Source organism: Actinomadura roseirufa, assembly GCF_900659635.1.
GTDB classification, from domain to species: domain Bacteria; phylum Actinomycetota; class Actinomycetes; order Streptosporangiales; family Streptosporangiaceae; genus Spirillospora; species Spirillospora roseirufa.
Window position 1 is genome coordinate 1 of the sequence record NZ_CAACVB010000230.1, and the last position, 12,303, is coordinate 12,303.

Sequence of the window (12,303 nt, forward strand, 5' to 3'; positions counted from 1 at the left end):
GGCGCCCCCCGGCGCCGGAGGGCGCCGTTCAGGCGTCGGCGGGGGCGCCGTCGAACGGTCCCGCGGCCACGGGCCCGGGGCCCGCGGGCCGGGCGCCCGGCGGGCCGTCGTGGAACGACCAGGTGTCGGACGACCGGGCGGCGATCGGGCAGGCGGCCAACGGGCAGTCGTTCACCGGGCAGGCGGCCGTCACGGCGCCCGACTCGCCCGAGCCCGGGGCCGCGGGCCCCGCCGTGTCCGGGCCGGACGTGCCCGGTTCCTGCGTCCCGGCCCTGGAGTGGGAGCGGGCGGTCGAGCTGATCCGCGCGGCCGACGAGGTCTGCCTGGCCTGCCACGTCGCGCCCGACGGCGACGCGCTCGGCTCGATGCTGGCGCTCGGGCAGGCGCTGCGCGCGCTGGGCAAGCGCTGCCTGGCCTCCTTCGGCGAGCCGTTCACCGTGCCCGCGATCCTGCGGTTCCTGCCCGGCCAGGAACTGCTGGTCGAGCCCGACCGGATGCCCGCCGACCCGGCGCTGATGATCTCGCTGGACGCGGCCGGGCAGGCCCGGCTGGGCTCGCTGGCGGCCCGCGCCGGGCGCGCCGGCGAACTGATCGTCGTCGACCACCACGCGTCCAACACCGCGTTCGGCGGCGTGCGGCTGGTCGACCCGGACGCCGCCGCCACCGCGGTGCTCGTCGAGGAGCTGATCCGGCGGCTCGGCGTGCCGCTCGACGGCGCCATCGCCGAGGGGCTCTACGCGGGGCTCGCCAGTGACACCGGCTCGTTCAAGTACCCGTGCACGACGCCCGAGGTGCACGACCTGGCCGGGCGGCTGCTGACCGCGGGCGTCCGCCCCGACGCCGTCAGCCGCGAGCTGTGGGACCGGGCGCCCTTCGGCTACCTGCAGGTCCTCGCGGGCGCGCTCGGGCGGGCCCGGCTGGAGCGTGACGCCGCGGGCGGCCGGGGCCTGGTCTGGACGACGATCACGCGCTCCGAGCGCGACTCCAGGGACGTCCCCTACGACCAGCTCGAAGGCGTCATCGACCAGCTCCGGCGCACCGACGAGGCCGAGGTCGCGGTCGTGCTGAAGGAGAACGACCGGGACGAGTGGTACGTCTCCACCCGTGCCAAGGGCGCGGTGGACGTCGGCCGCGCGTGCGTCGCGCTCGGCGGCGGCGGCCACCGCACCGCCGCGGCGTTCACCATGGCGGGCGAGCCCGCCTGGATCATCGACCGGCTGCGCGCCGCCCTGCGCGACACCGGCGAGGCCCACGACTGACCACGGGCGGCCGCCGCCGCGGCCGTCCGGCACGATCTGACCGGCACCATCGATTCGGAGCGCACGCGTGGATTCGGGACTCGTCATCGTCGACAAGCCGGCCGGCTGGACCTCGCACGACGTGGTGGGCCGCATGCGGCGGCTGGCCCGGACGCGGCGGGTCGGGCACGCGGGCACGCTGGACCCGATGGCGACGGGCGTCCTCGTGGTCGGGGTCGGCAAGGCCACCCGCCTGCTCGGCCACCTGGCGCTGACCGAGAAGGGCTACGACGCCACGATCCGGCTGGGCCGCTCGACCAACACCGACGACGCCGAGGGCGAGGTCACGGCGGAGGCGTCCGCCGCGGACGTGTCCGAGGCGGCGCTGGCCGCCGGGATCGCGGCGCTGACCGGGCCGATCATGCAGGTTCCGCCGCAGGTCAGCGCGATCAAGGTGGACGGGGAGCGGGCCTACAAGATGGCCCGCAAGGGCGAGGAGGTCGCGCTCAAGGCCCGTCCGGTGACCGTGCGCGCCTTCACGGTGACCGAGGTGCGGCGGCACGGCGACGTGGTCGACGTGGACGCGGTCGTCGCCTGCTCGTCGGGCACCTACATCCGCGCGCTGGCCCGCGACCTCGGCGCGGCGCTCGGCTGCGGCGGCCACCTGACCCGGCTGCGCCGCACCCGGGTCGGCCCGTACGACCTCGGCGCGGCCCGGACCCTTGAGCGGCTGGCGGAGGAGCTGGAGATCCTGCCGATCGGCGCGGCCGTCTCCGCCGCGTTCCCGCGCCGGGACGTGTCGGAGGACGAGGCCCGCGCGGTGGCGCACGGCGGGCGGCTCCCGGCGGCCGGGCTGGGGCCGGGCCCCGTGGGCGTGTTCGCGCCCGACGGGACCCTTCTCGCCCTGGTCGAGGAGCACGGCGAGGTCGCCAAGCCGCTCGCCGTCTTCGTCCCCTGATCGGTGCCTGGCCGGCGCCTGGCCGGCTTTACAGTGCGGACTTCTCCCTGGCGAGCAGGGTGCGCAGGTCCTTGGCCATGTCCGCGCTGCCGAACTGGTAGCGGAACAGCAGCCGTCCCGCGCCGTCCGGCCCGTAGGTCATGACGTTGCTGCCGTGCTCGACCTGGTAGTTGCCCTTGGCGTGGGCCGGCGCCGGGCTGACCGGCACCTTGGCGGTCCCGGCGGCCTGCTCGATCGTCTTCCACGGGCCGGTCAGGCCGACGAACGTCTTGTTGAAGCGGCCCAGGTAGTCCTTGAGGGCGGCCGGGGTGTCCCGGGCGGGGTCCGCGGTCACGAAGACCACCTGGACCTTCGCCTGCTCGGCCGGGGTGAGCAGGCGAAGGGCCGCCGCCGCGTCCGCCATGGTCGTGGGGCAGATGTCCGGGCAGTTGGTGAAGCCGAAGAACAGCATGGTCACCTTGCCCTTGGTCTTCTGGGCGAGGGCGTAGGAACGGCCGTTCATGTCGGTCATGGTGACGTCGGGGATCCGGAAGGCGGCGGGCAGGGTCGTCGCCTTGTAGGGCGAGGCGGGGGCGTTCTCGACGGTCTCGACGGCGGCGGGTTCGGCGCCGCAGGCGGTGGCGCCGGCCAGCAGGGCGGCGGCGCCGAGAGGGGCCAGGACGAGGCGGACCAGCGTGTGGCGGGCCCGTGTGGAACGACCGGGTCGTGCGGGAACGTGCATGGGTGAACTCCGTGTGAGCAGACGTCGATGGGCCCCGGGCGCGGGCGCGGCGGGGCGGGAGGCGTGAACGTCGGCTCAGGAGGGCGGGCCGCGGCGGACGAGCGCGTGCCGCAGGGGCCCGGCCGCGGCCGCGCGCAGCAGGGGGCCGGGCCGCCACATCTGGCCCAGCCGGAACGCCCGCGCCCCGATCTGGTAGCGGCCGTCCGCGAGCCGGTGGACCGCTCCGAGCCCGGCGAGCTGGCCCAGCAGCCGGTGGGTCGTGGTCTTGGGCAGCCCGGTGGCGCCGGCGAGCTGGGAGAGCCCCGCCTCTTCCAGGCGTCCCAGCTCCTCCAGCACGGCGAAGGCGCTCTCCAGGACCCCGCGGCCCTTGGCGAAGGGCTCACCTGCCCGCGGCGCGAGCGCCGCGGGCAGGTGACCGTCGGCACCGTTCATGCTCAGCTCCGATCCGCGGGGTGTTGGCCGGGCGCACGACCTCACGGCGGGGGGACGGCGGGGCTGTCCCGCCCTCCCGTTCACCGATATGATCGTTGCGCTACAACTGAAGCGGTCTCAGCGTAACGCGGTTCCGGCGGGAACGACAAGAGGCCGGAGGAGAGGGGAGACCATGGCGCGGACCAACCCCGGACGGCGGACGACGCTGCTCGACGCCGCCATCGAACTGCTGGCCGAGCGGGGGGCGAGGGGCGTCACCTACCGGGCCCTCGACGCGCACGCGGGCGTGCCCACCGGCACCGCGCTGCACTACTTCCGCAATCGGGACGAGCTGATCGCCCAGATCGCCCGGCGCGTGCTGGAGCGCTACCAGGACCGGGAGCGGGAGCACCGGGCGGCGGTCGAGGGCGTCCTGGACCGGCAGGCCCTGATCACGCTGTTCCAGCGCAGCGTCCGGCGGGCCATCACCGACTCCGCCCTGCAGATCGCCTCGATCGAGCTGGCGCTGGAGGCCCACCGCCGTCCCGAGCTGCGGCAGGTCATGAACCGGATGACCCGGACGGGGATCAGCGAGGACTTCGCCGAGCTCGACGCCCGCCAAGGCCCGGGCGGCACCTACGACCTGACCTTGATGTACATGGCCCTGCACTCATTGGTCACCCACATGGTCCTCATCCCCGAGGGCCTCCCGGTGACCGATACCGACGCCTTGGTCGCCCACCTGATCACCCGCCTGATGCCACCCCACGACCAGGCGTGAGCTCCAGCCACGACAGGCCGGCCTTCGACCACCGGGCCCGAAACCTCGGTCCCGGTGGTCGAAGCCCATTTACCGCACCTGGACGAATGCCTCCCAGGTGGACGGCTGTCAGTCCTCGAACGCTTCGGGGGGCGGGCAGGAGCAGATGAGGTTGCGGTCGCCGTAGGCCTGGTCGATGCGGCGGACGGGCGGCCAGTACTTGCCTTCGCGGAGCGACGGGACGGGGTAGGCGGCCTCCTGGCGGGTGTAGGCGTGCTTCCAGTCGTCGGAGACGAGGCAGTCCGCGGTGTGCGGGGCGTTCTTGAGGGGGTTGTCCTCGCGGTCGTAGCCGCCGTCGGCGACGCGCTGGATCTCGCGGCGGATCTCGATCATCGCCTCGCAGAAGCGGTCGAGCTCGGCGAGGTCCTCGCTCTCGGTGGGTTCGATCATGAGGGTGCCGGCGACGGGGAAGGACAGGGTGGGGGCGTGGAAGCCGTAGTCGATGAGGCGCTTGGCGACGTCCTCGGCGGTGATGCCCGTCTCCTTGGTGATCTTCCGGAGGTCGGCGATGCACTCGTGGGCGACGAGGCCGTTGCGGCCGGTGTAGAGGATCGGGTAGTGGGGCGCGAGGCGGGCGGCCAGGTAGTTGGCGCTGATGATGGCGCCTTCGGTGGCGGCGCGCAGCCCGTCGGGGCCCATCATCGCGATGTAGGCCCAGGAGATCGGGAGGATGCCCGCCGAGCCCCAGGGGGCGGCGGAGATCGGGCCGGTGCCGGTGCCGGCGGGACCGGCCTCGGCGCGGAGCGGGTGGCCGGGCAGGAAGGGCGCCAGGTGCTCGCGGACGCCGATGGGGCCGACGCCGGGGCCGCCCCCGCCGTGCGGGATGCAGAAGGTCTTGTGCAGGTTGAGGTGGGAGACGTCGGAGCCGAACTCGCCGGGGCGGGCGAGGCCGACGAGGGCGTTGAGGTTGGCGCCGTCGACGTAGACCTGGCCGCCGGCGGCGTGCACGGCCGCGCAGACGTCGGTGATGGACTCCTCGAACACGCCGTGGGTGGACGGGTAGGTCACCATGATCGCCGCGAGCCGGTCGCCATGCTCGGCGATCTTCGCGTGCAGGTCGTCCAGGTCGACGTTGCCGCCGTCGTCGCAGCCGACGACGACGACGCGCATGCCGGCCATGACGGCGCTGGCGGCGTTGGTGCCGTGCGCCGAGGACGGGATGAGGCACACGTCGCGGTGCTCGTCGCCGCGGGAGTCGTGGTAGCCGCGGATGGCGAGCAGGCCGGCCAGCTCTCCCTGGGAACCGGCGTTGGGCTGCACCGACACGGCGGCGTAGCCGGTGATCTCGGCGAGGGCGCTCTCGAGCTCGCCGATCAGCTCGACGTACCCGGCGGCCTGGTCGAGGGGCGCGAAGGGGTGGATGTTCGCGAACTCCGGCCAGGTGACCGGCTCCATCTCGGTGGTGGCGTTCAGCTTCATCGTGCAGGAGCCGAGCGGGATCATGGAGCGGTCGAGGGCGATGTCCTTGTCCTGCAGCCGGCGCAGGTACCGCAGCATCGCGGTCTCGGAGCGGTGGGCGTGGAAGACGGGGTGGGTCAGGTAGGGGCTCTCGCGGCGCAGCCCGCCGGGCAGGGCCTCACCGGCGCCGGTGGTGCCGGCGGGGACGCCGAACGCCTCCAGGACGGCGGTGACGTGCTCGGGGAGGGTCGTCTCGTCGCAGGCGACGGCGACGTGGTCGGGGCCGGACGGGCGCAGGTTGACGCCGCGCTCGCGGGCGGCCTCGACGATCTCGGCGGCGCGGCCGGGGACGCGGGCCAGCACGGTGTCGAAGAAGGCGCCGTGGACGACCTCGACGCCGCCGCCGCGCAGCCCGGCGGCGATCTCGGCGGCGTGCCCGTGGGTGCGCTGCGCGATCGCGGCGAGGCCCTCGGGGCCGTGGTAGACGGCGTACATGCTCGCCATGACCGCGAGGAGCACCTGCGCGGTGCAGATGTTGCTGGTGGCCTTCTCTCGGCGGATGTGCTGTTCGCGGGTCTGCAGCGCGAGGCGGTAGGCGAGGGCTCCGTCCGCGTCGACGGAGACGCCGACCAGGCGGCCGGGGAGCTGGCGCTGGATGCCCTCGCCGACGGCCATGTAGCCGGCGTGGGGGCCGCCGAACCCGTAGGGGACGCCGAAGCGCTGCGCCGAGCCGACGACGATGTCGGCGCCGGACTCACCGGGCGGGCGCAGCAGGGTCAGGGCGAGCAGGTCGGCGGCGACGACGACCTTCGCGCCGCGCTCGTGCGCCTGCGCGGTGACCGGCTCCAGGTCGCGGACGGCGCCGGACGCGCCCGGGTACTGCAGGAGCACGCCGAAGAAGTCGCCGGCGGGCAGCCCGCCGGACAGGTCGGCGGTGACGATCTCGATGCCGAGCGGCAGCGCGCGGGTCCGCACGACCTCGATGGTCTGCGGGAGCGCGTCGGCGTCGACGAGGAACGTTCCGGGGTCCTTACGGCGGGACGCGCGGTGCGCCAGCGCCATGGCCTCGGCGGCGGCGGTGGCCTCGTCCAGCATGGAGGCGTTCGCGACCGGCAGGCCCGTGAGGTCGCTGACGACGGTCTGGAAGTTGAGCAGCGCCTCCAGGCGCCCCTGGGAGATCTCCGGCTGGTAGGGGGTGTAGGCGGTGTACCAGCCGGGGTTCTCCATGACGTTGCGCAGGATCACGCCCGGCGTGATCGTCCCGTGGTAGCCCAGGCCGATCATGGAGGTCAGGACGGTGTTGCGGGCGGCCAGCTCCCGCAGCCGGGCCAGGGTCGCCGTCTCGCTCAGCGCGGGCGGCAGGTCCAGGGGGCGGCCGGTGCGGATCGCGGCGGGCACCGCGGCGTCGACCAGGGCGTCGGCGCCGGAGTAGCCGATGGCGGCCAGCATCCGGGTCAGGTCGCCGGGCGCGGGACCGATGTGCCGGTCGGCGAACGTGGCACGGGGATGCTGCGGCGAGGCCACCGGGGCGTAGTACTGGGCGGTCATGGGGAGAGCCTCCTGGCTGCTGCGGTCGCTCAGGCCGCCGCCGGCGCGGGCCGGCGGCCGTCTCCCCCTCTGTCATCGGCACCTGAGAGCTTCACCCGCGCGGCGGGATTTCCCCTTCGGTGAGCCGCCCTTCCCCATGAGGGGAGATCGACGCCTGCTTTCCAGAGGTGCCTCGCCCGAGCGGTCCTTTTGCCTGAGAGGTTCCGGGGAGGTTGCCCCTTCGGCGCCCCACGCCGGCTTGCGCGGGGACTCTCCCACTCAGGGTCGACGGCATGTCTGGGGCAAACCCTACCCAACGATCGCCTCGCTCGACCGTCCAGGCCCGGCCGCGCGCCCCCGGCGCAGCCGTGACGCCGGGATCTCCGCGGCGTACCGGCCACTACGATGTGCACAGCTCACGGGCCCGGACGCGGGGCCCGGGGCCGAGAGGGGCGGACCGCGTGCAGGCACCGGGCGGCCGGGGCCCGGCAGGGCCGGGACCGCCGCCGCGTCCCGCCGCGGGGGCCCCGCTCGACGGCGCGGCGGGAGGTCTGGGACGCTGATCACGATGACGGACGGTCAGGGCGGCGGTACGGCGGTGCGCCCCGGGCAGGGCGGCTCGGCGGGCGTGCCCGTGGACGAGCCGGCGCAGCCCGACCGGATCCGCCGCCCGTCCGACGCGATCCGGTTCGCGCTCTCCTGCGTCCTGCTGGCGGCGGTGATGCTGCTGGTGTCCATCGCCCAGCAGACGACGCACGGCCTGCAGACCGACATCGCCGAGGGCACCGCGCACGCGCCGCGGCTGCTGCTGTCGCTGGCGACGCTCGGCTCCAGCTTCGGCGTGCTGGCCGTTCCGGTCGCCTTCGCCATCGAGCGGGTGTTCCGCAAGGACGGGACGCGCGTCGCGATCGCGCTGCTGGCCGCCATGATCGCGTTCCTGGTCACGGTGGCGCTGGACGACTGGGTGGTCGCGGCGGCGCCCGGCGGCGTGCTCGACTCGCTGATCTGGGGCGGCACCGCGACCGCGCCGGTGCACACCGACATCGCGCCGGTGATCGCCTTCGTCACGGCGGTCGGGATGGCCGGGCGGTACCGCTGGCAGGCCGCGACCTGGACGATGATCGGGCTGGCCGCGCTGACCGGGCTCACCGCGTCCTACGCCTCGGTGGCCGCGCTCGCCGCGACGTACCTGCTCGGCCGGGCCATCGGGCACGGCACCCTGTACGCGATGGGCACGCCGAACCCGCGGCCGTCCGGCGCGGCGGTGATCATCGCGCTGGAGCGGCTCGGGTTCCGGGTGGAGCGCGCGGCGCGTCTCGGCGACGCCGCGCAGGACGCGCGGGAGGCCCGCCGCTACGGCGTCGCCCTCGCCCCCTCCCCCGGCGACGCCGGGCGGCACGGCCCGGCCCGGGACGGCCGGGACCTGGGCGGCCGCGGGGACGCCGGGGCCCCTCCGCGGCGGCACGGCCGCGACGAGTGGCAGCTCGAGCTGCGGGTGCTGGACCGCGACCAGCAGACCGCCGGGGTGCTGTACCGGGTGTGGCGGCTGCTGCGGCTGCGCGGTGCGACCACGGGGCGGGCACTGCGCTCGCTGCGCCGGTCGCTGGAGCAGGAGTCGCTCATGGCCTACGCCGTGGCCGCGGCGGGCGCGCGGACACCGCGGCTGACCGGGACCGCCGAGGTCGGCACCGAGGCGGCGCTGCTCGCCTACGAGCACGTGCCCGGCCGACGGCTCGGCGACGTCGCGGACGAGGAGGTCACCGACGAGCTGTTGGACGACGTGTGGCGGCAGTTCCGGCGGCTGCAGGCGGGACGGCTCGCGCACCGGCGGCTCGACGACGGGCTGCTGGTCGGCGACGACGGCCGCGCCTATGTCACCGACCTGCGGTCCGGGGAGATCGCGGCGGGCGATCTGGCGCTGCGGCTGGACCTGGCGCAGCTGCTCACCACGCTCGCGCTGCGGGCGGGCCCCGAGCGCGCGGTCGGCACCGCCGCCGACGTGCTGGGCGCGGAGGCGCTGGCCGCCGCCGTCCCGCTGCTGCAGCGGGTGGCGCTGTCGCGGGAGACCCGCGCGACGCTGCGCCGCCACCGGGACCTGCTCACCCGGATCCGGGAGCGGATCGCCCTGCTGACGCCCGAGACGGAGGCGGCGCCGGTCCGGCTGGAACGGTTCCAGCCGCGCACGATCTTCAGCATGGTGGCGCTGTCGATCGCCGCCTACATCGTGATCCCGCAGGTCACCAGCCTGGACATCGGTCACCTGGTGTCGACGGCGTCGTGGTGGTGGGTCGCGGTCGCGCTGGGCGCGGCGGCGCTGACCTACCTCGCCGCGGCGTTCATGCTGATGGGGTTCGTGCCCGAGCGGCTGCCGCTTGGCCGGACCATGCTCGTCCAGCTCGCCGCGTCGTTCGTGAAGCTGGTCGCGCCGGCCGCGGTCGGCGGCGTCGCGATCAACACCCGGTACCTGCAGCGCTCGGGCGTCCGGCCGGGACCGGCGGTGGCCAGCGTCGGCGCGTCCCAGCTGGTGGGGATGGCCACGCACATCCTCCTGCTGATCCTGTTCGGCTTCCTCACCGGTTCCGCCAACAACGCCACCAAGGACCTGGCGCCGTCCCGGACGATCGTGATCGTGCTGCTGGCCCTCGGACTGGTCGCGGGCCTGGCGGTGACCGTCCCGAAGGTGCGCAGGATCGTCACGGCGCGGATGAAGAGCATGTTCTCGGGCGTCGTGCCGCGGCTGGTGGACGTGCTGCAGTCGCCGCGCAAGCTGTGCACCGGGCTGGGCGGGACGCTCCTGCTGACCATCGCGTTCGTGCTGTGCCTGGACTCCTCGATCCGCGCGTTCGGCGGGTCGCTGGAGTGGACGGCCGTGGTGGTGGTGTTCCTGACCGCGAACGCGCTCGGGTCGGCGGCGCCGACGCCGGGCGGGCTGGGCGCGGTCGAGGGCGCGCTGACGCTGGCGTTGACGATCTCGGGGCTCGCGGCGGAGACGGCGACGTCGGCGGTGCTGCTGTACCGGCTGCTGACACTGTGGCTGCCGGTGCTGCCGGGGTGGGCCGCGTTCGCGTACCTGCAGCGCAAGGGCGTGATCTGAGCGGTCCGGCGGCGGATGTGCCCGTGCGGGGCGGGTTCGGGCGGTGCGGCGCGGCTCGGGAGTGAGCGCGGGAGCGGGGCGGCCGCGGGGAAGGGTTCGCGGGAGGGCGGGCGGGTCAGCCGGTGCGGCGGGCGCGCCGCCGGTTCGCCAGCTCGTCGTGGGGGTGCTCGTCGGGGTCGTCGTCGGTGGCGGCGCGTTCGGCGGGCAGGTCGGCGAGGCTGCCCTCGACCTCCTGCCACACGCGGCCGAGCGCGATGCCGAACACGCCCTGGCCGCCCTGCAGGAGGTCGACGACCTCGTCCGCCGACGTGCACTCGTAGACGCTGACCCCGTCGCTCATCAGGGTGATCTGCGCCAGGTCGCGGACGCCGCGGTCGCGCAGGTGCATCACGGCGGTGCGGATCTGCTGGAGGGAGACGCCGGTGTCGAGGAGGCGCTTGACGACCTTCAGCACGAGGATGTCGCGGAAGCTGTAGAGGCGCTGGCTGCCCGACCCGTGGGCGGCGCGGACGCTCGGCTCCACCAGCTTGGTACGGGCCCAGTAGTCGAGCTGCCGGTAGGTGATCCCCGCCGCGGCGCACGCCGTCGGACCCCGGTAGCCGACGTCCTCCGGCGGCACCGAGACCTGGGTGTCGAAGAGCAGCCCCTGCTCTCCGGCGCGCCGGGACGCGATATGCCTGTCGGGGGTCGCCTTGCCCTCGCCGCTGCTCACCGCCACGCGGACCTCCGGCTTCTATCAGCCCGTGGCGCTTCGTCAAGGGGGTTTGACGAATTACACCACGGGTGTTCCACCAGCACGGTAGGTGCCGGTCAGGGCGTGGTCAACGTTCACCGTCGGCGCGTCGCATGCCCGGATGAACCGGCTTCACGTGGGCAAACTGCGCACCATCGCCGTCACCGCACTCCTACCCCGATCGTCGCTCATCGGAAACGGCCAGGTCCAGGGCAATGCAAGACCAATCGCGGCACGGCATGAACTTACAGCCCAGAGTGACATATCCCACGGGGCCCGTCCGCACGGCCCGTCACGGAGAGCGACGAGCGCAGGCCGGGGCGCCGTGGCGGGCGGTGTCAGCCCGCGCGGCCGAAGTCCTCCGGGGAGATCGTGTCGAGGAACTCGCGGAACTTCTCGACCTCGTCCTCCTGTTCGTCCGGGATGGCGACGCCGGCCTCCTCCAGGACGTCGTCGCTGGCGAAGATGGTGGCGCCGGTGCGCAGGGCCAGCGCGATCGAGTCGGACGGCCGGGCGCTGACCTCGACGCCGTTGGAGAAGATCAGGTCGGCGAAGAAGATGCCCTCGCGCAGGGCGGTGATGTTCACGGTGCGCAGCTGGACGCTGAGCGCGTCGAGCACGTCGCGGAACAGGTCGTGGGTGAGCGGGCGGGCGGGCAGCACGCCCTGCTGGGCGAACGCGATCGCGGTCGCCTCCACGGCCCCGATCCAGATGGGCAGGTAGCGGTCGCCCTCCGTCTCCTTCAACAGGACGATCGGCTGATTGGAGGGCATCTCGACCCGGACGCCGACGACCTCCATCTGCTTCACTGCGGCTCCCTGCTGGTTCTCGCTGTCTCGATCACCACGTGCACGGGACCGATACCTGACCGAACCCTGTAGCCAACGTACACCCAGCCCCGGACGGCGCGCGGCGGCGCCGGTGCGGCAAAAACCTCCGCGGACGGCATGATCAGGGGTCGAGGCTTTCGCGCAGCCCGGTGGAGACGAGGGCGGCGTGCAGCCGGACCGACAGCGCCGCGATCTCGCGGGCGGTCTCGGCCGCCTGCTCGTGGGCGCCGGGGCTGCGGCGGCGCAGCTGCGGGGCGACGATCTGCTCGATGAGGCCGACCTGCCGGTCTGCGGCGGCCTTCACGGCGCGCAGGTGCCGGACCTCGAAGCCGTGGGCGACGAGCGCGGCGGCGGCGCGGGCGACGGCGAGCGCCTCGCCGAGGTAGTGGGCGCCGCTGCGGCCGACGAGGCCGTACTCCTCCAGGCTGGCGAGCAGGCCCTCGTCGATCCCGGCGCCGTCCAGGAGCTGGCGGCGGGTGAGCCGGACGGCGGGCTCCTCGGCGGTGGTGTCGGCCGCCACGAGCGTGCGGGGCCGGGCCGGTGCCCGCCGCTCCCCCGCCTCGGCGGGCGGGG

General features: G+C 74.5%; 9 protein-coding genes, 1 pseudogene and 2 riboswitches. Of the genes and pseudogenes, 4 read left to right on the forward strand and 6 right to left on the reverse strand.

The window, feature by feature from the left end; genetic code table 11:
* Nucleotides 1-248: 248 nt before the first annotated feature.
* Nucleotides 249-1,259 (forward strand): DHH family phosphoesterase, encoded by a 1,011-nt coding sequence (locus tag E1291_RS32530; RefSeq protein WP_242614518.1) that lies wholly within the window; start codon nt 249-251, stop codon nt 1,257-1,259.
* Nucleotides 1,260-1,326: 67 nt separating this feature from the next.
* Entirely contained in the window at nt 1,327-2,196 is an 870-nt protein-coding gene (gene truB, locus E1291_RS32535; protein WP_131741910.1) for a tRNA pseudouridine(55) synthase TruB, read from the forward strand.
* A 28-nt stretch (nt 2,197-2,224) separates the two neighbouring features.
* On the opposite strand, the gene E1291_RS32540 is transcribed toward truB, so the two are convergent.
* Together E1291_RS32540 and E1291_RS32545 are read right to left on the reverse strand one after the other, a co-directional pair.
* The gene (locus E1291_RS32540) at nt 2,225-2,917 is read right to left on the reverse strand and encodes an SCO family protein (protein WP_131741911.1); all 693 of its coding nucleotides are present in this window, start codon (nt 2,915-2,917) and stop codon (nt 2,225-2,227) included.
* A gap of 75 nt (nt 2,918-2,992) precedes the next feature.
* A complete protein-coding gene (locus E1291_RS32545; RefSeq protein ID WP_131741912.1) occupies nt 2,993-3,349 on the reverse strand; it encodes a helix-turn-helix domain-containing protein in 357 nt (118 codons plus the stop codon).
* A gap of 172 nt (nt 3,350-3,521) precedes the next feature.
* On the opposite strand from E1291_RS32545, the gene E1291_RS32550 reads away from it, so the two are divergent.
* Nucleotides 3,522-4,109 carry a TetR/AcrR family transcriptional regulator gene (locus E1291_RS32550; RefSeq protein WP_165495387.1) on the forward strand — a complete coding sequence of 196 codons (588 nt, stop codon included), beginning with the start codon at nt 3,522-3,524 and terminating at the stop codon, nt 4,107-4,109.
* A 108-nt stretch (nt 4,110-4,217) separates the two neighbouring features.
* On the opposite strand, the gene gcvP is transcribed toward E1291_RS32550, so the two are convergent.
* Nucleotides 4,218-7,094 carry an aminomethyl-transferring glycine dehydrogenase gene (gene gcvP / locus E1291_RS32555; RefSeq protein WP_131741914.1) on the reverse strand — a complete coding sequence of 959 codons (2,877 nt, stop codon included), beginning with the start codon at nt 7,092-7,094 and terminating at the stop codon, nt 4,218-4,220.
* Nucleotides 7,095-7,153: 59 nt separating this feature from the next.
* Nucleotides 7,154-7,265: riboswitch (glycine riboswitch) on the reverse strand.
* Nucleotides 7,266-7,361: riboswitch (glycine riboswitch) on the reverse strand.
* 280 nt (nt 7,362-7,641) lie between these two features.
* On the opposite strand from gcvP, the gene E1291_RS32560 reads away from it, so the two are divergent.
* On the forward strand, nt 7,642-10,167 hold the full coding sequence (locus E1291_RS32560; RefSeq protein WP_131741915.1) for a lysylphosphatidylglycerol synthase transmembrane domain-containing protein: 2,526 nt from the start codon (nt 7,642-7,644) through the stop codon (nt 10,165-10,167).
* Nucleotides 10,168-10,282: 115 nt separating this feature from the next.
* Here E1291_RS32560 and E1291_RS32565 read toward each other — a convergent pair whose 3' ends face one another.
* The 3 genes and pseudogenes from E1291_RS32565 to E1291_RS32575 form a co-directional block, all read right to left on the reverse strand.
* On the reverse strand, nt 10,283-10,885 hold the full coding sequence (locus tag E1291_RS32565) for a MerR family transcriptional regulator (protein WP_131741916.1): 603 nt from the start codon (nt 10,883-10,885) through the stop codon (nt 10,283-10,285).
* A gap of 353 nt (nt 10,886-11,238) precedes the next feature.
* Nucleotides 11,239-11,709, reverse strand: coding sequence for a bifunctional nuclease family protein (locus E1291_RS32570; RefSeq protein ID WP_067804246.1), 471 nt, complete (start codon nt 11,707-11,709; stop codon nt 11,239-11,241).
* Nucleotides 11,710-11,851: 142 nt separating this feature from the next.
* Nucleotides 11,852-12,303: pseudogene (locus E1291_RS32575) on the reverse strand (transcriptional regulator FtsR); the annotation flags it as partial.